This window comes from Micromonospora pallida, from assembly GCF_900090325.1.
GTDB lineage: Bacteria > Actinomycetota > Actinomycetes > Mycobacteriales > Micromonosporaceae > Micromonospora > Micromonospora pallida.
The window spans coordinates 4,681,344-4,700,362 of sequence record NZ_FMHW01000002.1; the positions used below are offsets into that span (position 1 = coordinate 4,681,344).

Here is a 19,019-nt window from a genome sequence, read left to right on the forward strand (position 1 = left end):
CCCTCGCCGCCCTGCTCTGCGCCGCGCTGACCGTCGTGGCCGCGCCCCTGGTCACCACGCCACCACCGGCCACCGCCGCGATCGACGCCCGGACCCTCGGCGCCCGCTACGACGGCACCGGCTCCCGGATCACCTTCCGGGTGTACTCGTCGGCCGCCACCCGGATGACCGTCAACGTCTACGCCACCCCCACCGGCACCGCCGAGAACGCCTCCTACCTGCTCACCCGGGACGCCTCCGGGGTGTTCAGCACCACCGTGGACGTCGCCGCGCTGCGGGCCGCCGGGATCAGCGGAACGGTCTACTACGGCTACCGGGCCTGGGGGCCGAACTGGCCGTACAGCAGCTCGTGGACCAAGGGCTCCTCGGCCGGCTTCGTCGCCGACGTGGACGCCGCCGGCAACCGGTTCAACCCCAACAAGCTGCTGCTCGACCCGTACGCCCGGGAAATCAGTCACGACCCGCTGCGCCCCGGGATGACCACCACCACGACGTACGCCTCCGGGCCGGCGTACCGGACCATCGACAGCGGCCCGCACGCGGCCAAGGGGATCGTCCTGGCGGCGACCACACCCGCCTTCGGCAGCAAGCCGACCCGCGCGCTCAAGGACGACCTCGTCTACGAGGTGCACCTGCGCGGGCTGACCCGCAACGACCCGGCGGTGCCGGCCGCCTACCGGGGCACCTACCGGGGCGCGGGGATGAAGGCCGCCTACCTGGCCTCGCTCGGGGTGACCGCGGTGGAGTTCCTGCCGTTGCAGGAGACGCAGAACGACACCATCGACGTCGACCCGACCGGCACCGCGGGCGACAACTACTGGGGCTACATGACCCTGAACTACTTCGCCCCGGACCGCCGGTACGCCTACGACCGCTCCCCCGGCGGACCGACCCGCGAGTTCCAGCAGATGGTGAAGGCGTTCCACGACGCCGGCATCAAGGTGCTGGTCGACGTGGTCTACAACCACACCGGCGAGGGCGGCGTCTACAGCGCGGGCGGGTCGAACGTCTACGACATCGTCTCCTGGCGCGGGCTGGACAACCCGACCTACTACTCGCTCACCGCCGACCGGCAGTACTCCTGGGACAACACCGGCGTCGGCGGGAACTACAACACCTACAACACGGTCGCCCAGGACCTGATCATCGACTCACTGGCGTACTGGAAGAACACGCTCGGCGTCGACGGGTTCCGGCACGATCTCGCCTCCGTACTCGGCAACACCTGCCAGCACGGCTGCTTCTCGTACAGCCGCACCGACCCGAACACCGCGCTCAACCGGATCACCCGGGAGATGCCGCCCCGCGCGGCCGGCGGCGGCGCGGGCGTGGACTGGATCGCCGAGCCGTGGGCGCTGGGCGACGGCACCTACCAGGTGGGGAACTTCCCCGCAGGCTGGTCGGAGTGGAACGGGCAGTACCGGGACACCCTGCGCCGTGACCAGAACAAGCTCGGCGTCACCCCAGTCACCCCGGGCCAGCTCGCCGACCGGTTCGCCGGCTCCTCCGACCTGTACGGCGACGACGGCCGGCGGCCGTGGAACTCGGTCAACTTCATGGTCGCCCACGACGGGTTCACCCTGGCCGACCTGTACGCCTGCAACAGCAAGAACAACACCCAGCCGTGGCCGTACGGCCCGTCCGACGGCGGCACCGACGACAACATCTCCTGGGACCACGGCGGGATCGCCGCCGACCAGCGCCGGGCGGCCCGCAACGGCCACGCGTTCCTGATGCTCTCGGCCGGCACCCCGATGATCACCGGCGGGGACGAGGTGCTGCGCGGCATCCGCTGCAACAACAACCCGTACAACCTGGACTCGTCGGCGAACTGGCTGGGCTGGAGCCCGACCACCGACCAGACCACCTTCCGGACCTTCGCCTCCCGGCTGGCCGCCTTCCGGCACGCCCACCCGGCGCTGCGACCGGTGAACTTCTACTCGGCCGCCGACACCAACGGCAACGGGCTGGCCCAGCTCGCCTGGTTCACCCCGGCCGGCAGCACGCCCGACGCGGCGTACTGGGGCAACGCCAACAACCACGCGCTGGGCTGGCGGATCGACGGCACCGAGTTCGGCGACCCGGCGTCGGCCATCTACGTCGGCTACAACGGCTGGTCCGGGGACGTGAACTTCACCCTCCCGTCGCCGGGGCCGGAAAGCAGTGGTACCGGGTCACCGACACCGCGAGCTGGGCGGAGGGAGCCAACCAGGTCGCCCTGCCCGGGTCGGAGGCGCTGATCGGCGGCCAGGGCACCAACTACCTGCTGCGCGGTCGCAGCCTGCTCCTCCTGGTCGCCCGCTGATCGCTCGTCGCAGGTGAACCGGGCGTCGAGCGGGGTAGGACAGCACCGGGAAACCGCGACGAGGCGCAGAAGGAGTGGCATGGCCACCAGCACGATTCCGGACATCACGCTCAACGACGGCAACACCATCCCGCAGCTCGGCTTCGGGGTGTTCCAGATCGAACCCCGGCACACCATCGAGGCGGTACGGGAGGCGCTACGGGTCGGCTACCGGCACATCGACACCGCCCAGATGTACGGCAACGAGTCCGAAGTCGGCCAGGCGATCCGGACGTCCGGGCTGGAACGGGAGGAGGTCTACGTCACCAGCAAGCTCAGCAACGCCTTCCACCGCCCGGACGACGCCCGGTCGGCGTTCCAGTCGACGCTCGACGAGCTGAAGGTCAACTACATCGACCTGTTCCTGATCCACTGGCCGCTGCCGACCCGCTACGACGGTGACTTCGTCTCCACCTGGAAGGTGCTGGAGGAGTTCAAGGGCGACGGCCGGGCCCGCTCGATCGGCGTGTCCAACTTCCAGGTGCCGCACCTGGAGCGACTCGCCGCCGAGACGGCGACCGTGCCGGCGGTGAACCAGATCGAGGTGCACCCGTACTTCGGCAACGAGCAGGTCCGCGCGTACGGGCGGGCACACGACATCGCCACCGAGGCATGGTCGCCGATCGCCCAGGGGAAGGTGCTGACCGACCCGGTGATCACCGAGATCGCCGGGAAGCTGGGCCGCACCCCGGCCCAGGTGGTGCTCCGCTGGCACATCCAGCGTGGCGACATCGTCTTCCCCAAGTCGGTGACGCCGGAGCGGATCGCGGAGAACACCGGCATCTTCGACTTCGGCCTGGACGACGAGGACATGGCCCGGATCACCGGCCTCGACCGGGGCGAGTCCGGCCGCCAGGGTGCCCACCCCGACACCTTCGACTGGGTGCCGGCCTGACGTCCCGCCGGGGTGGTAGCAGGGGTCCCCTGTTACCGCTTTCTGTCGTGCAGGGGTCCCCTGCTACCACCCCAGCCCGCCCCCGCGACCCGGGGCGGCGCCACGTCGTCCGTCGTCAGCGATCGGCGCAGATCGCGTACGACCGCAGGTCCCAGTTGCCGGCGAAGGCATCCTCCTCGTACGCCCCGGAGACGACGGACGTCGGCGCGGTCGCCGGGCCGCCGTTGGGGGTGAAGTCGTCCACCACCACCTCACCGAGCGCGCCGTTGACCTCGAAGCCCGTACCGGTCAACAGCTTGCCGTTCGGGCAGGTGGCGGTGACGCTACGGAAGTCGTCGGAGTTGCTGGGGCTGGTCACGGCGATCCGCACCAGGCCCGGCACGGGGTTCGCGCAGATGGCGTACGCCGTCGCCGTCCAGTTGCCGACGAAGGTGTCCGCCTCGTACGCCCCCACGGTCACCGCCGTCGGCGCGCTGACGGTGCCGCCGTTCGGGCGGAAGTCGTCCACCACGCCCTCACCGGTCACCCCGGTCAACTCGAACCCGGCCCCGGTCAGCACCTTGCCGGTGGGGCAGGCGGCGGTGGCGCTGTGGAAGGAGTTCGAGTCGGTGCTGCTCACCGCCGAGATCCGGACCAGCCCGGCCAGCGGGTTCGCGCAGACCGCGTACGCGGCGACCAGCCAGTTCGCCGTCGTCGCGTCGGCCTCGTACGCGCCGACGGTGACGGCGGTGGGCGCGCTGGCCGGGCCACCGTTGGGGGCAAAGTCGTCCACCACCACCTCACCGGTCCCGCCGGTGATCTCGTAGCCGGTGCCGACCAGCACCTTGCCGACCGGGCAGGTGGCGGTGACGGTGCGGTAGTCGTCGGAGTTGGTGGGGCTGGCCGCGAAGATCCGCACCAGCCCCGGAACGGCGGCCGAGGCCGGGCTCGCCGGAGCGACCACCCCCGCGACGGCGACCCCGAGCACGAGGACGAGCCCTCGGGTTCCGAGGTGCCGGAACCCTGTCTGATCTGCCATGTGTTGCTCCTGTTCCGCTTCCCCGCTCGTCGCGTGTCGCGTGGAACGGGGGGGGGTTGTGGCTGTGGCACATCTACGTTGGGTGATCAGCCGACCAGGCATCAGCGGGCATCTGACCACGACAAGTAACTGACAGGAGGTGCGGCGTCACATCGTCGCGCAGATGGCGTGCGACCGGAGGTACCAGTCGGTGCCCAAGGGATCCTCCTCGTACGCGCCGACGATGACGACGGTCGGCCCGGTGGCCGGGCCGCCGTTGGGGGTGAAGTCGTCCATCACCACGGAGCCGAACGCATTCCTCAACTCGAAGCCGCCGCCGACCAGCACCTTGCCGATTGGGCAGACGCCCGCGACGGTGCGGTAGTCGTCGGAGCTGACGGTGCTGGTCACGGTAGCCTGCACCAGACCCGGGAGTGGGTTCGCGCAGATGGCGTACGCGGTCAACGACCAGGGGCCGGTGAAGGGATCCGCTTCGTACGCCTGCACGTCGACGCGGGTCGGTGCGGTGACGGAAGTGCCGTTGGGGCGCACGTCGTCCACCACGGCATTACCGATCGCCTCCTGCAGCTCGAACCCGGAGCCGGTCAGCACCTTGCCCGTGGGACAGGAGGCGGTGACCTCATGGACATCGAACGAGTCGTACGTAGAGGACGTTGCGACCCGTACCAGCCCGGCCACCGGGTCGGCGCAGACCGCGAAGGCCTGGACCATCCAGGCGTCGGGGTATTCGTCGACCTCGTACGCGCCCACGGTCACTGCGGTCGGTGCGGTGGTGGGACCGCCGTTGGGACGGAAGTCGTCCACCGTCACCTCACCGGACGCGCCGACGATCTCGTACCCCCCGCTCAGAAGCACTTTGCCCACCGGGCAGACGGCGGTGACGCTCTGGAAGTTGTTGGAGGTCAAGGTGCTGGTCGCGGAGATCCGCATCAGGCCGGGGACGGCGGCCGAGGCCGGACTCGCGGGAGCGACCACACCCACGAAGGCACCGGCGAGCACGAAGACGAGCGCTGGGGCTCCCAAGCGCCGGAAGCGTGTCTGATCTGACATCCTTGCTCCTTCTCGTCAGCCCGGTCGCGGCACCACGTGCCCCGGAACCGGGCTCGATGGCTGACCCGATTACCGCGAGCAGTCGGACGACCCGACGTCATTCGAGCAATGACCACGCCAGACGATCGACCGCTCCACCTGTCCGACACGACGCGCATGTCGCACCGCCGGCCCGAAAGCCGGAACGCTGGGTGGTCGCCCCCGCCCCGGGGATGGTGAACTGGTAGCGACCACCGTGGTCATGGTCGCTCCCACGACGTTCGTGCCCGTCAATCCGGGGACACCCGACGTTGACGACACCGTGTCGGCCGGTTAGGGAGGTCTGGGCCCGCCCCGTTCGGCAACGGCGGGCAGCCACCAGGCCGACCGGGCGGCTGGGGGATCCGTAACAGTAACGTAGGGTGCCGCTAGCTTCACTGCTGATCGAGTTAACTGGAGAGTCTCGATGGCCGGCATGTTGTACTACCCGTTCGCCAACGCGCCGCAGCCGGTCATTCAGCAGGCCGCGTTGTACTGGGACAGCCTGAGCACGGTGGTCGCGCCGGGCTGGGAGTATCGGCTCAGCCCGGGAATGCGGCAGCTACAGAAGATGCAGTTCTACCGGCCGATCGAGCCGTACAAGTCCGACGAGCGAATCGCGCTCAAGGAGGTCGTCGATGAGCTGAGGTACGCCTTGGCCGAGGTGCCGACCGAGGAACTGATCGTTCCGGACGAGCCGCCGGCAACCTACGCGCAGACCCTCGACGTGCACAAGCTCGACCAGGACGTGGTCGGAGAGCTGCTCTCCCGCCGGCTCGCCCTACCCCATCCACAGACGCCGATTCGACTTGTCGGGTCTCCGGCGCTGATCCGGCTGGTCATCGGTGTCACCGTCGGACACCTGGCGGCCAGGGCCAACACCCGGCACGGTTGGGCTGGGCCGCTCGGCCTGCACCCGCACACCGACAGCGCCGCAGCACACCGACTCAACACCGACCCGATCGCGGGGCATGAAGTCACCGCCGGCTGGCAGATCGACATCGGGCCGCTGCTGCCGGTGCCGCGCGAGGACGTGAGCATCCTGGACCTTCTGGCGTTCCGTCAGCGCTACGACGACGAACGCGTACGCATGATGCACGCCATCGACGATCTGCTGCTCGGACTTCGGCATGCTCATCCGAAGGACGCCTTCGCCCGCGTCGGATACGAGTTCAGCGAGGCCACGAAGGACCTGCGTGGTGCCGCCAAGACAGCCAAGATCGACCTGGTGGTGAAACGGGGCCTCGCCGTGACGGTCGCCCTCGCCGCCGGAGTAGCAGCCGACGTACTCGACCTGGAGAGCGGCCTGTCCACCGTTGCCCTGGCCGTCATCGGCGGTCTCGCGGTCAACGTCGCCACGGTTCAACTCCGTCACGAGCACACCGGCACGGTCGCCCATCCCCAGGTCTACCGATACCTACACCGGGTGCAGAAGACGATCGACTCCTCAGGGGTCTAGGCACGACGGGCGGGATCTTCGCCGTCCCCGTTGGCACGGTCCGCTGCCGGTCGAGCTGCCCGGGCTCCCTCATGGACAGGGCCCGCTCGAGCCTGCCGGATGACCATCGGCAGGCTGGCCCGGCGTGCGTCCCCCGTACGGTGGACCGCATGAGCCGCGCACCCGTCCTGCACCTGGTCGTCTCCGCCGCCGGTCCGGCCCGCGGCATCGCCGCCCTCGTCGACCTGCTGAGCGCCGACGGCTGGACGGTCTGCCTGATCCTCAGCCCGACCGCGGCGACCTGGCTCGACCGCGCAGCCCTCGCCGAGACGACCGGCCACCCGGTACGCGTCGAGTGGCGGTTCCCCGGCGACCCGGAGCCGCACCCCAGGGCCGACGCGGTCGCGGCCGTCCCGGCCACCTTCAACGTGATGAACAAGTGGGCGAACGGGATCAACGACACCCTCGCCCTCGGCACCCTCAACGAGGCGGTCGGCGCCGGCCTGCCGGTGCACGCCTTCCCGTGCGTCGGCCGCGGCCTCGGCAACCACCCCGCCTACGCCGGCAACCGCCGACTGCTGGAGCAGGCCGGCGTCGTCGTCACCGACCTGCCCAACCCGGACCGGGAAGGCTGGCAACCGGTCGTCGACGCCCTCCGCCCCACCCGCGTACGCCGCTCCGCCGAGTGATCACGACAGCCGGTTTTGTCACGTCCAGGTCAGCGAGGAGGCATCCCCCCGTGCCCTACTCCCACCCCCGCTACGAGCCGATCATGGTGCCCCCACCAAACCGCGTCCATGGCGGGTGTGGGGCGCAGCGGCCGCCAGCGCACTGCTGCTGGCCGCCGGACTGTTCACCGTCGGTAAGGGGCTGTACCTGAACGCAAACGGCGTCACCACCCAGGCCGAGGTAGTGGACGTGGATCTGGGCAGTCGCTCTGACTTCGTACGGGTACGGTTCAGTTCGGGACAAAAAACGAATCTCTGGGCCTGGACCGGATCTCCACAGGTCGGTACGACGGTGTCTGTGGACTACGTCGAAGACTTGAACTGGGCCAGGGACGCCCGGGTGTTCGCCCCGAAGTGGCAGCTCTGGCTGACGTTCGGATTGGGCCTCTGGTGGGCCGCCGTTGCAATTCCAATGGAGCGCCGCCGCTACGCCCGTGAGGAGTTGGCCAGACGGAACGGGTGGTAGCGCACCCGCGTTGTCCGGCCGATCTCGAACGTGTGGGGTCGAATGCGTGCCAGACCACCGGCGCGGACATCGCCGGCCGGTGGCGACCACGCGGTAGGGCGACATCGATGTACGAAGGAATCTCATCGGTCAGGCCCATGCCCGTGGATCGGTCGGCGCAGACGGCGTACGAGCTCAGGTCCCACCCGTTCACCGCCGGGCACTGTCGTACCTCGGCCCCGAAGGTCTCTTCGCGGTACTCGACGACCGTGCCGTCCCCGAGTCGTGACGACTCGGGGACGGCAGGCCGCCCGGTCCGGCGGCAGCGGACGCTACGGGTCAGCGAGGTCCGTCGTCAGCCGCAGGAGGTGCCCTGGCAGGTCACCTCGATCTCGTAGAGCCGGGCCTGCCGGTCCCGGCTGCCGAGCACGTCGAGGCGGACGGCGGTGGCGCGGACCGGCGTGACGGTGTGCGTGGTGACCTGGGTCGTGTTTCCGGTGACCTCGGCGAGTACCTGCCAGGCACCGTCAACGAGGCCGGAGATCCGGTACGCGGTCAGTTCGTAGCCGCCGTACTGGTACAGCTTCACGGTGTCGATCTGCTCCGGCCCGGCGAAGTCGACGCGCAGCCAGTGGCTGTCGGCCGCTTCGGTGATCCAGCGGCTACCGGTGCTGACCCGGTTGCCGTCGATCACGTTCGCCGGCACGTACTGCCGCCACGAGCCCGACGCGCTGGCCGTGGCGCCCTCGGACGCCAGCGCCACATTGCGCCACACCGCGCCGAAGGTCAGGGTGGCCGTCGACGTCAGTTGGCGGGACCCGATCGGCAGTAGGCCGTGCGCGGCCTCGACCGTGACGGTGGCGTTCTGTTCGGCGGCGAGCCCGCGGACTCCCACGGTCAGCGGCACCTCCCGCACCTCGAACGGCGCGAGCGACACCTCGGTCGGGGCCGGGGCGACCCACCCGTCGGGGACGACGGCGCTGACCTCCGCCCGTACGGGAACGCCGACGTCGTTACGCAGTACCGCGGTGACCTTCTTGTCCACGTCCGATTCCGGCCGCACCGTGTTCCGCAGCGGCAGGACCGAAACGGTGAGCAGCGTGCTGCGGTCGGTGAGTTCCGTGCTCAGGGCGAGCGTGGGGAAGATTTCCAGCTCCTGGTAACGCGTCCAGGCCAGCGTCATGTCCCAGGACTTCAACCGGTGGACGACCGCGGTGACCTCCTGCCGACCGTCGTTGCCGGCTCGGATCGGGGTGCCGGCGAACTCGTCGGCGAAGAGCTGGTCGGCCAACGGCCGGACCTTCTGCACCGCGAGCTGGTTGGCACCCTCGAACACCTTCGTGATGTACTGCGGATCGTCGCCGTTGTCCCGGGCGTACGCCTGCACCTGGCTGAGCACCTGGTTGCGGTAGAGGTCGGTGTGAGCCAACTCCTGCAACGTCAGTTCGACGTGGGCGGTGGCGGCGCCCAGCAGGATGGCCTGCCGCGCCTGCTGGAACGGAAGCCCCTTCGACTTGCCCGGGAAGCCCGGCAGCCGTCCGGCCCGGCTGGCCTGCAACAGCGCCGCGCGGACCACCGACTGGGAGATCGACAGGCCGATGTTCCAGCCGGACCAACCGGCCAGCTCGCCGAACCGGATCCGGGGGGCGAGCAACGACCGCAGCTCACTGTCCACCTTGCCGGCCAGCGCGTCGTCACCGATCGCGACGAGCCGGCCCCGGGCCACCGCGTCGTGGATCCGGTCGGCGAAGGGTTCCAGGTTTCCGCCCCCGGCGGTGTTCGCCATCAACAGGATGTCGGCGTCCGGGCTGTCCGAGGGGCGGGCACCGAGGGTACGCAGGTATTCGTCGACCAGGGTGGCGTAGGGGACGTCCTGGTAGGGCGCCACCCACTGGTCACCGGGGGTGCGGGACCATTCGACGTCGACCGTCGGGGCGGCACCGAGCCGTTCGGTGATGTGCTTGGCCACCAGCAGTGCGCCGAGGGTGTCCGCGCCCGGATAGATCTTGACCCGGTCCGCGACGCCGCGTTCCGCCACGAGCGCGGCCAGAGCGGCCTTCTCCAGACGGTGCGGGCCGTGCTCGGTGGCGTCGTCCTGGCCGAGGATCAGGTAGTCGATGGTGCCCTTCGCGACCCGTTCGATCATGTCGCGGTTGATCTGGTGGTCCCGGGCCCGGGCACAGTGGAAGTCCGCCTTAATCTCCTCCGGGATCTCGCTGGCGACCTGCTCGTACTCGGCCCGGAGTTCCTCCTGCCCGAGGTTCTCCACCTGGTCCATCAGGATCGCCCAGCGCCGGATCGGGCCGGAGTACATGCCCGGGTAGCTGCTGGTCGGCTCGATGGTGAGCCGCATGATCACGTCGAACGCGTAGAGGGGCTTGTCGGGGTTCTTCCGCTTCACCTCGTCCAGCACATCGAGCCGCCGCCGCGCGTCCGCCAGGCTGGTCTCGCAGGTCCGGGAGGCGACCAGGCCGCCGTAGGCGAGCATCGGGGCCGCGACGACCGAGCCGTCCGCGGCGGCGGCGGCCGTGCGCCACCAGGAACCGACCGCGTCGGCCTGACCGTAGGTGAAGTACTCGCCGAGCAGGTCCTTCGGGGGCGTCAGCGCCTGGTGGCCGCCGGCCTCGGCGACCGCGACCGGCGTGTACGAGGTGAAGGGCCGGTCGTCCAGCGGTACGACAGCGATTTTGCCCAGGTCGGCCGGGGGCGGGCGGCTGCGGCCGGAGTGCCTGGGAGGACTACCGCGAGGGTGAGTGTGACAGCGGCGGCGGTGATCATGCCGAGGGTCCGGCGGGTCCTTCGTCTGCTGCGATGCATCGGTTTCCTGTTCGTGTGGGTGATGGACGAGGCCAGCGGTCGGAGGCCGGATACGCCTCAGCGGGTGGCGGCGTACCCGACGGCCTTGAGGATGCCGAGCCCGTTGTGCGCGACCGGGAGAGTGCCCCGGGTGCCCTTGCACAGGTGTTCGGTGGTGTCGCTGTCGCCGTCGAGGTCGTTGGTGTCTCTGGCGGGCAGGAACATCGCCGCCAACGAGCGGTCGAGCAGGGCGTAGAGAGCGTCCTGCCGGTCCGCCTGCTGCAACCGTTGGTAGCCTGCGGTGAACTTGGCCGGCACCAGTTCCTCGCGCAGCTCGGCGAGGATGCCGAAGCCGACGATGTCGTAGTACTTCGCCTCGGCGTTCTCGGTGGGCGCGGTGAGGCGGAAGAATCCGCCGAAGGACAGGTGCGGGTCGTAGTCCCACGTGTCACCCGACGGCGTCGCACCCTGGTTGTCCGGTGGATAGTACGGATCCACGGCTCCGGCAGCGGTGTCGTCGACGCAGTCGAGCGGGTCACTGGCCGAGGCGGTGTGCCAGCCCGGGATGCTGGTATAGGTGGTGTAGAGGGTCGTGACGGCGGCAGCTGCGGCACTGGCGCCGTTGAGTTGGCGTTCGTGGTCGTAGAGTCCGGCCAGCCCGTACTCGATCATGTCGGTGCCCAGGGTGCCGCCGGCAAGCTGGCCGTCGGTGTAGGTGCAGGAGCCCTTGCGGTGCCACCGGTTGTCACGGCAGTCCGCGCTGTACGAGCTCTGTGCGACCACCCGGTTCTGGCTGGTGGTGGGGGAGTCGAAGTCGAAGGTGTACCAGTCCGCGCCGAGCTGGAGTCCCGTGGTGAGGAACTGTCGGGCGGTGGCGGCCGACTGGCCGTACCGGTTGTCCGGCGGCGCGACGGCCGTCTCCAACCGCTGCATGAAGGCGATCGCCGTGAGGTTCCAGGTGGAGATCGTCGAGTAGAGGTTGCTCCAACTGGAGATCTGGTCCACATAGCCGCCCGGCGGGGTGGTGGGCTGACCGGTTCCGTCGACGAACGGATACACGCCGTACGTCAGGTAGTACGCGCGTGGGTCCTGCATGCGGAGCAGGAACTCGCCGATCCCGGTGGCCGCGTCGAGGTATCCGGGTACGCCGGTCGCCTGGTGGGCGGCCAGCAGGGCCTCTCCGCACGCCGCGTTGCCGAACGAGGTGAAGTAGCGGATCTGGCCGTCCGGGGTGCTGGCGACCGCGTCGTCGAAGATCTTCGGCGCGTTCGGATCCTTGGTCAGCCGGTGGGCGAGCACCGCGCTGGCGAACTCGTCGATGAGACCGGTCTCCACGCTTGACAGCGACCGCTGCTCGTATGCCGCCCGCTGGTCGAGGTAGACCGAGACGAACTGGAGCGCGGAGCAGGCGGCAGTGCTCTGCTGCGGCCCGCCGACGGTGCACGGGCTCGCCGCGGTGCAGGTCTTGCCGGCTACCACCAGTTGGTCGCCGTAGACGTGTTCGATGTCCCGACGCAACCCGTTCCGTACGCCGTCGTACGACGCCACGATCCAGTCGAAGTAGCTGTCGACGAGCGGGACCGGGGTCGCGGCGGCGACGGCCGGGGCGGTCGGGACCGGCGTCACGGCGGCGACGGTGAGGGCGACCAGCAGCCCGGCCACCCGCGCTCTCACCGCCGCCCCCGAACCTGGGTCAGGACGATCCGGGGCTCGGCGGCGATCTCGCCGGTGCGGTTCCAGGGCAGGTAGATGTGCCAGGTGTCGAGTCGGTCCACCCGGGCCGTCACCGGCGCTCGTCCATCGCTGCCGAGATCGAGCGTGGCTCCGGCGAACTCGTCGGCGAACATCTGCTCGGCGTGCGGGGTGGTGTTGTCGACCGCGTAGGCGTTGATCTCGGAGAAGTAGGTCTTGATGTTCTGCGGGTCCGGCTCGCCGAGCGAGGACGCGTAGGCAGTGGTGGCGGTACGGACGTTCGAGGCGCGGTACGAGTCGGTCTGCACCAGCTCGGAGACGGACAGTTCGATGCTGGCCCGCGCCGCGTCGTACAGGAGCGCCCGCCGGGCGGCCAGGACCGGCTCACCGTGGGTGACGGGTGCGCCGGGTGGCAGGTCACCGCGGACCGATCGTTGCCGCAGTGCCCAGCGGGACATCGCCTGGGCGAGGCTGATCCCGATGTTCCAGCCCGAGTATCCGGCCAGTTCGACGTACCGGATGCGGCCGTTGAGCAGGGACAGCAACCGTCGGTCGGAGTGCCCGGCGATCGCGTCGTCGCCGAGAGCCACGACGCGTCCGGCCCGGACGTACGCCACCAGCCGGTCGGCGAACGGTGCCACCGACGCCGAGTTACCACCCGTGTTGGCCATCAGGACCAGGTCGGACTGCTCCGGTCGGTCCACGAGCGTCCCGCCGAGGATGTCGACGTAGCCCCGGATGAGCTGGGCGTACGGGATGTTCTGGTAGGGCGCGGTCCAGTCCTCGCCCGGCACCCGGGAGTACTCCACACTCACCGTGGGGCGCACGTCGGCGTCCCTGATGGCGATCTTGGCGATGAGTAGGGCGGCCACCACGTCGGCACCCGGGTAGATCACCACCCGGTCGCCGACGCCCAGTTCGGCGATCCGGGCGGCGAGCGCCTGGGACTCCGGCCGGTGCAGGCCGTGGCCGGTGGCGTCGTCCTGACCCACCACGAGGAAGTCGAAGATCCCTTCGGCCGCCCATTCGATCATCGTCAGGTTGACCCGGTGGTTGCGTGCCCGGGTGGCCAGGTAGTCGTCGCGCACGTCGGCCGGGATCTGGGACTCCAACGCGTCGAGTTGCGGACGCTTCTCCTCCATCCCGAGGTTGTCGACCTCGTCCTTCACCGTCGCCCAGACCCGTAGCTCGTTGCGCCACGGCCCCTCGGGGGTGAGCCGCATGATGGTGTCGAAGGCGTAGAGCCGCCGGTGTGGACGGCTGCGCCGGACGGCCCGTACCGCCGCCAGCCGGGCGAACACCTCGGTCTCGGGTACGGAACTGTTGCGGGAGTTGAGCAATCCGCCGTAGGCGATCATCGGTAGGGCGACGACCAGCGCGTCCGCCCGCTCGGTGGACGAGGTGAGCCACCGGCCGACGGCGCGGCCGTCGCCGGGGGTGAAGTGCCGCCCGAGCGTTTCCCGGGGTGGCAACAGGGTGTCGTAGCCGGCACCGGCGGCGATCTGCTGCGGGGCGTACCACGTGTAGGGACGGTCGTCGAGTGGAACCAGGGCGATCTGGCCGAGCCGTGGGGTCTCCGGCCGGGCCTCGGCCGGGCAGCCGAGGGCGGCGAGGCCGGTACCGGTCAGGCCGGCAAGGCCGGTACCGGTCAGGCCGGCAAGGCCGGCGGCCCGGAGCAGGCTACGGCGGGACAGGGTGTGATCAGGCATGTCGGCTCCTTGCGTTGCCGGGGGGTGCCTTTGAGTCTTCGATCAGCGGCAACCTCGGGTCAATACCATCGGCGGATGTAATACGTATTACTTGGCTTCGGCGCAACCTTGACACCGGTCCGGCGCGCGGGGCAGCATCCTCCACGACGACCCTCACCGATGTATGTGAGACCCAGAAGGTGGCCGATGACCATGCCCGCGGGACGGGGCAGGCTGACCCAGCACGAGATCGCGCGGATGGCCGGAGTTAGCCAGACGACGGTGTCCCTTGTGCTCAACGACCGGACCGAAGCGGCCTGGCGGATCGCCCCAGAGACCCGGGATCGGGTGCTGCGCGTCATCCGCGAGACGGGATACGTCGCCGACCCGCTCGCCCGACGGCTACTCAAACAGCACAACCAGATCCTGGGCGTGTTCACCTACGAGTCGGTGTTCCCGAGCACCAGCGCGAACTTCTACCACCCGTTCCTGTCCGGCATCGAGGCGTGCGCGGAGAACATCGGGTGCGACCTGCTGCTGTTCACCAGTGCCCCGGTGCGTGACGGCAGCCGGCGGATTTTCCACGACAACAACCGCATCCGGCTCGCCGACGGTTGCGTACTGCTCGGCCGGGAGATTCCTCCCGACGAACTGGCCCGGATGGTCGCCGGGAACATGCCCTTCGTGTCCATCGGTCGACGCGACGACGCCCATCTACCCTCCGGTGAGGGCGGGCCGGTGCCCTATGTCGGCGCGGACTACGCCCGGGCAACCGCCGACCTCGTCCACCGCGCCGTCGATCTCGGGCACCGGACGACAGCGTACGTCGGCGCCGGCACCGGGCCCGAGTCCGCCGTCGACCGGCTGGCCGGCTACACCACCGCCGTACGGGAGACCGAAATCGACGGTCGACACGAACCGGTCGACGGCAGAACCTCAGCGGACCTGCTCGACGCCCTGCGCTCGGCCCGGGTCACCGTCGTCTTCTGCGAGGAACTGGTCGAGGCGGCGGCGCTGGCCGAGGCGGCCCGGGCCCGTGGCCTGTCCGTGCCCGGTGACCTGTCCCTGGTGACACTCGGCGATCCCATCCGACACGCCGAGACCGACCTCGACTTCACCGGCTTCCGCCTCGCCCGCAGGGAGATGGGCTGGCAGTCCATCGAGTTGCTCGACGACATCCTGCACGGCCGCGACACCGCGCACCAGCGGCTGCTTCCGTGCGAACCGGTCGAGGGCGAGACGCTCGCCGCCCCGGGCCCGGCAACCGGCCGACACTGACCGGCGGGTAGGGGCGGTCCCGCCCGGGACGTCAGGTCAGCCGGCCACCCGACGGGTGGCCGGCACCAGGCGGCGCGTGATCCACAACGGCGAGGTGACCGCGTTGCCCATCACCACCGAGTGGGCGCCGGCCCGGAACGCCTGCCCGATCTGCCCGACGTCGCGGTACCGCCCCTCGGCGATCACCGGCACCGCCAGCGCGCTGGCGAGCCGGGCCACCAGCGTCAGATCCGGTCCGTCGGTGGACGGGCTGGCCGGGGTGTAGCCGGAGAGGGTGGTGGCGACGGCGTCCGCACCGGCCCGTACGGCAGCCACTCCCTCCTCGACGGTGGAGACGTCGGCGAGGATCAGCGCGTCGGTGTGCTCCCGGAGCGCGCGGACCGTGTCGGCGAAGGCCCGCCCGTCCGGACGGGGCCGGTCGGTGGCGTCCACGGCGACGATGTGCGCGCCGGCTGCGGCGACGTCGACCGCGTGCGCCGCCGTCGGGGTGATGAACACCCCGTCGACGCCGTGCTTGTACAACCCGATGACCGGCACGTCGACAGCGGCCCGGATCGCCCTGATGTCGGCGATGCCGTTGGCCCGGACGGCCACCGCGCCACCCCGTACCACCGAGGCGGCCACCCGGGCCTGGACGTACGGGTCGCGCATCGGGTCGTCGGGGTCGTCAGGCAGCGGCTGGCAGGAGACCACGAGGCCGCCGGCCAGCTCGTCGAACACGGTCACGTTCCCGTCCTCTCGTCGGTGACCACGGCGGGTGTGCCGTCGGCCGGCCGGCCGTGGTCAGGGTGACCGGCCAGCCGGGCGGCGCCCACGACGACCGCGTCGGCGCCGAGACCCGCCGGGAGCAGGGGCACGTCAGCCCAGGCTGCGGGCAGTTCGGCGGTGAGGGCGGCGCGGGCACCGGGGATCAGGGTGTCGGCCGCCCCGCCCGCCACGACCACCGCCTGCGGGTCGAGCACGGTGACCAGGCCCGCGAGCGCCCGGCCGAGGGCGGTCGCGGCGCGGTCCACCACCGCCAGGGCGGCCGGCTCACCGGCCGCCGCCCGTTGCGCCACGGCCCGACCGGCGATCTCCAGGCCGGTTTGCAGGGCGTACGCGGCGGACAGCCCGGTACCCGAGGCGATGCCCTCCAGATGTCCGACCCGGCCGCACCCGCAGCGCAGTCGCTCGGCACCGGGCACCGGCAGATGCCCCACCTCACCGGCGGCGCCCCGGGCACCCGTCAGCAGGCGACCGGACTGGATCATGGCACCGCCGAGGCCGGTGCCGACGGCGACCAGCAGCAGGTGCGGCCGGCCCCGTCCCCCGCCCACCCAGCTCTCCCCCAGCGCCGCGGCGTTCACGTCGTTGACGACCCGGACCGGCCGGTTCAGCCGTTCACGCAGTTCGTCGGCGACCCTCGTGCCCGACCAGCCGGGCAGGCTGTCGGTGGCGTACCGGACAGTGCCGGTGGCCGGGTCGACCGTGCCGGCGGTGCCCACGCCGACCGGGCCGGCACCGGCCCCGTCGAGCAGTTCCCGGGCGAGCCGGGCGGCGGTGTCCAACACGACCGCCGGACCCGACCGGGCGGGGGTGGGTGCCTGGCACCGCCCGAGCACCACGCCGTCCGGCCCGACCAGCGCCGCCGCCGTCTTGGTGCCGCCGATGTCGATGCCGACCAGGGGAGCCTGCACCGTCATCCCTTGAGTCCGGTGTGTGCGAGGCCTTCGACGAACTGCTTCTGCGCGACCACGAAGACCACCAGCACGGGCAGGGCGGTCATCGAGGCGGCGGCGAGTTGGACGTTCCACATCGGCCCTCCGTAGGCGTCGAACCGGGAGGCCAGCCGGCGGGCCACCGAATCGGCGACGTAGCCGGTGTCGGCAATCGCCTGTAGCACCCGCTCCCGGGTCTCCGGAGCGATCCGGACGTCGGCGTCGGCTCGGTTGTTCAGCACCGACGACACGGTCGCCTGGCTGACCCCGGCGACCAGCGTAATGTCACGCTGGGTGACACGTCTGAGGGCTGCGGGCACAGCAGGTCCTCTCGAAGTAATGCGTATTAGCGCGCGGCGCTGGGGAGGAGCCTGACGGCCCGGTGGGGCTCATGTCAAGGGGTGGTCGCAAAGATTCGGCGAAGTGAATCAGCAGTAGTAATTCGAATTAGCAGCAGACGCACGACCGCCGCCGCAGGGTGCCCCGGGGTCCGCGACCGGCCTCTTGACAAAGGACCTCCGGTCGAGCAGCATCCGAAGGCGCAGCTGACAATGAGTACTGTCAAGCGAGCCGAACAACCCGCCACACCGCGACGGCCGGCCAACCGGAATCACCAAGCGTGATCATGCGTCGTGCGGCACGGTGCTGTTCGCCGTACCACGTTGCAACGCGGTGACGACCTTCTCGGCGTACACCATCGATCACCCACGTTGCTGGTGTGCGGTCCCTGGTTCGGTCACGCGGTGTCAGTGGGCGTCGGGCAGGTGGATGCGGTGGGCGGGCACTCCGGCGGCGAGCAGCCGCAGCCGACAGCCAGCGACCATCGCCGGTGGCCCACAGACGTACACCTCCTGGCCGGGACGATGGTGTCGGAGGGCCACGGTCAGTGCGTCGCCCTCCTCGGCCGGGGTGGCGAGCGAATCGTGTGAGAAGGCTGGCCGGACGGTCAGCCAGTCGTACGCGCACTGGAGCTTGTCCAGGGCCACGGCGTCGTAGAGGTCGGCGAAGCTGCGGGAGCCGACGATCAGGGTGACCGGTCGCGGGTCACCGGCCGCCACCTGCTCGACCAGGGCGCGTAGCGGGGCGAGTCCGGTGCCACCGGCGACGAGCAGCAGTTCCCGGGTCGGGTCGGCCTCGAGGGCCAGGCCGGTCCCGCGCGGCGGGCCGAGCCGGAGCCGGTCGCCGGGGCGTACCTCGTGGACCAGCACGGGTGAGACGGTGCCGGCGGGGACGGCACGGACGTGCAGCTCGATCGTGCCATCCGGGCGCGGCACGTTGGCCGGCGAGTACCACCGCCAGACGCCGGGCAGTGCGTCGACGTTGACCGGGACCGCCTGACCGGGCCGGAACGGCAGCGCCGACTGTGGTCGTACGGTGAGAATGGCGACGCCCTCGGCGGGGCGGTCGTGGCCGACGACCTCGGCGGACCACCACGCCGGCCCCTCCCCCGACTGGCTGGCGGCCTGGGCCACCGCGCGGATGGCACGCCGGTAGGCCCGCGCCCAGCAGAGCCCGAGCGGTGGCCGCCACTGCGCGCGGAAGTGCCGGGCAACGGTGGCGACCAGGGCGTCTCCGACGATCGACTCGTGGTACGGCCGTAGGCCGTGCTGGCGGTAGGCGTGGCCGAGCACGGTCAGCAGGGCCGCCCGCCCCGCCCGGTCGTCGGCCTCGACCGCCAAGCGGCCGAGAGCGGCGAGGAACGGCCCGGCCGCCGGTTCCGGGAGCAGGCCGGGTAGCCGTTCCTCGACCAGCTCGTGGAAGTGCCGGACGGTCCGGTCGGCGTGCCGGAGGACGATCGTCCAGGACGGACCCAGGTCGACAGCGTTCATGTCATGCCCTCCGAGTCTTCGGGATTGGGACGGCACCGGGGCGGGCGGGGACGGTGAAACCGCGATCGGGGGAAGACGCGCCACCGGAGCCCAGCACCCGCCC

14 protein-coding genes and 1 pseudogene are annotated in these 19,019 nt (G+C 70.6%); 6 read left to right on the top strand and 9 right to left on the bottom strand.

What is annotated here, in order from left to right:
* Window positions 1-476 precede the first annotated feature (476 nt).
* Window positions 477-2,305, top strand: a pseudogene (locus GA0074692_RS19300) (alpha-amylase family glycosyl hydrolase).
* Between the two features lie 79 nt (window positions 2,306-2,384).
* Window positions 2,385-3,239, top strand: a complete 855-nt coding sequence (locus tag GA0074692_RS19305) for an aldo/keto reductase (protein ID WP_091646613.1) — start codon at window positions 2,385-2,387, stop codon at window positions 3,237-3,239.
* A gap of 115 nt (window positions 3,240-3,354) precedes the next feature.
* Here GA0074692_RS19305 and GA0074692_RS19310 read toward each other — a convergent pair whose 3' ends face one another.
* Window positions 3,355-4,257, bottom strand: coding sequence for a hypothetical protein (locus tag GA0074692_RS19310; RefSeq protein WP_091646614.1), 903 nt, complete (start codon window positions 4,255-4,257; stop codon window positions 3,355-3,357).
* 147 nt (window positions 4,258-4,404) lie between these two features.
* Window positions 4,405-5,280, bottom strand: a complete 876-nt coding sequence (locus tag GA0074692_RS19315) for a hypothetical protein (RefSeq protein ID WP_091646615.1) — start codon at window positions 5,278-5,280, stop codon at window positions 4,405-4,407.
* A 472-nt stretch (window positions 5,281-5,752) separates the two neighbouring features.
* Between GA0074692_RS19315 and GA0074692_RS19320 the strand changes: the two genes are divergently transcribed.
* From GA0074692_RS19320 to GA0074692_RS19330, 3 genes are all read left to right on the top strand, one after another.
* Complete coding sequence (locus GA0074692_RS19320; RefSeq protein ID WP_091646616.1) at window positions 5,753-6,784, top strand: DUF6236 family protein; 1,032 nt, start codon at window positions 5,753-5,755, stop codon at window positions 6,782-6,784.
* 149 nt (window positions 6,785-6,933) lie between these two features.
* Window positions 6,934-7,452, top strand: a complete 519-nt coding sequence (locus GA0074692_RS19325; RefSeq protein WP_091646617.1) for a flavoprotein — start codon at window positions 6,934-6,936, stop codon at window positions 7,450-7,452.
* 115 nt (window positions 7,453-7,567) lie between these two features.
* On the top strand, window positions 7,568-7,957 hold the full coding sequence (locus GA0074692_RS19330; RefSeq protein WP_091646618.1) for a hypothetical protein: 390 nt from the start codon (window positions 7,568-7,570) through the stop codon (window positions 7,955-7,957).
* Between the two features lie 334 nt (window positions 7,958-8,291).
* Here the strand turns inward: GA0074692_RS19330 and GA0074692_RS19340 are convergent, their stop codons facing one another.
* Genes GA0074692_RS19340 through GA0074692_RS19345 form a run of 3 tightly spaced genes read right to left on the bottom strand, consistent with a single transcriptional unit; the run spans window position 8,292 to window position 14,133 of the window.
* Complete coding sequence (locus GA0074692_RS19340) at window positions 8,292-10,895, bottom strand: DUF4127 family protein (RefSeq protein WP_176738503.1); 2,604 nt, start codon at window positions 10,893-10,895, stop codon at window positions 8,292-8,294.
* A complete protein-coding gene (locus tag GA0074692_RS34835; RefSeq protein WP_176738504.1) occupies window positions 10,811-12,406 on the bottom strand; it encodes a hypothetical protein in 1,596 nt (531 codons plus the stop codon). The genes GA0074692_RS19340 and GA0074692_RS34835 overlap by 85 nt, the downstream gene beginning before the upstream one ends.
* A complete protein-coding gene (locus GA0074692_RS19345; protein WP_091646621.1) occupies window positions 12,403-14,133 on the bottom strand; it encodes a DUF4127 family protein in 1,731 nt (576 codons plus the stop codon). The genes GA0074692_RS34835 and GA0074692_RS19345 overlap by 4 nt, the downstream gene beginning before the upstream one ends.
* 186 nt (window positions 14,134-14,319) lie before the next feature.
* On the opposite strand from GA0074692_RS19345, the gene GA0074692_RS19350 reads away from it, so the two are divergent.
* The gene (locus GA0074692_RS19350; protein WP_245730373.1) at window positions 14,320-15,390 is read left to right on the top strand and encodes a LacI family DNA-binding transcriptional regulator; all 1,071 of its coding nucleotides are present in this window, start codon (window positions 14,320-14,322) and stop codon (window positions 15,388-15,390) included.
* A 36-nt stretch (window positions 15,391-15,426) separates the two neighbouring features.
* Here the strand turns inward: GA0074692_RS19350 and GA0074692_RS19355 are convergent, their stop codons facing one another.
* From GA0074692_RS19355 to GA0074692_RS19370, 4 genes are all read right to left on the bottom strand, one after another.
* Window positions 15,427-16,116 (bottom strand): N-acetylmannosamine-6-phosphate 2-epimerase, encoded by a 690-nt coding sequence (locus GA0074692_RS19355; RefSeq protein ID WP_091646622.1) that lies wholly within the window; start codon window positions 16,114-16,116, stop codon window positions 15,427-15,429.
* Window positions 16,113-17,066 carry an ROK family protein gene (locus tag GA0074692_RS19360; RefSeq protein ID WP_091653751.1) on the bottom strand — a complete coding sequence of 318 codons (954 nt, stop codon included), beginning with the start codon at window positions 17,064-17,066 and terminating at the stop codon, window positions 16,113-16,115. Before GA0074692_RS19360 ends, GA0074692_RS19355 begins: the two co-directional genes overlap by 4 nt.
* A 2-nt stretch (window positions 17,067-17,068) precedes the next feature.
* A complete protein-coding gene (locus GA0074692_RS34075) occupies window positions 17,069-17,407 on the bottom strand; it encodes a LacI family DNA-binding transcriptional regulator (protein ID WP_141725337.1) in 339 nt (112 codons plus the stop codon).
* A gap of 426 nt (window positions 17,408-17,833) precedes the next feature.
* Entirely contained in the window at window positions 17,834-18,916 is a 1,083-nt protein-coding gene (locus GA0074692_RS19370) for an FAD-binding oxidoreductase (RefSeq protein ID WP_091646623.1), read from the bottom strand.
* Between the last annotated feature and the right edge of the window lie 103 nt (window positions 18,917-19,019).

Bases quoted from the DNA above. Each gene is read 5' to 3' on its own strand.
- GA0074692_RS19305 (WP_091646613.1), top strand. From the start codon at position 2,385: ATGGCCACCAGCACGATTCCGGACATCACGCTCAACGACGGCAACACC.
- GA0074692_RS19310 (WP_091646614.1), bottom strand. From the start codon at position 4,257: ATGGCAGATCAGACAGGGTTCCGGCACCTCGGAACCCGAGGGCTCGTC.
- GA0074692_RS19320 (WP_091646616.1), top strand. From the start codon at position 5,753: ATGGCCGGCATGTTGTACTACCCGTTCGCCAACGCGCCGCAGCCGGTC.
- GA0074692_RS19325 (WP_091646617.1), top strand. From the start codon at position 6,934: ATGAGCCGCGCACCCGTCCTGCACCTGGTCGTCTCCGCCGCCGGTCCG.
- GA0074692_RS19345 (WP_091646621.1), bottom strand. From the start codon at position 14,133: ATGCCTGATCACACCCTGTCCCGCCGTAGCCTGCTCCGGGCCGCCGGC.
- GA0074692_RS19350 (WP_245730373.1), top strand. From the start codon at position 14,320: ATGACCATGCCCGCGGGACGGGGCAGGCTGACCCAGCACGAGATCGCG.
- GA0074692_RS19370 (WP_091646623.1), bottom strand. From the start codon at position 18,916: ATGAACGCTGTCGACCTGGGTCCGTCCTGGACGATCGTCCTCCGGCAC.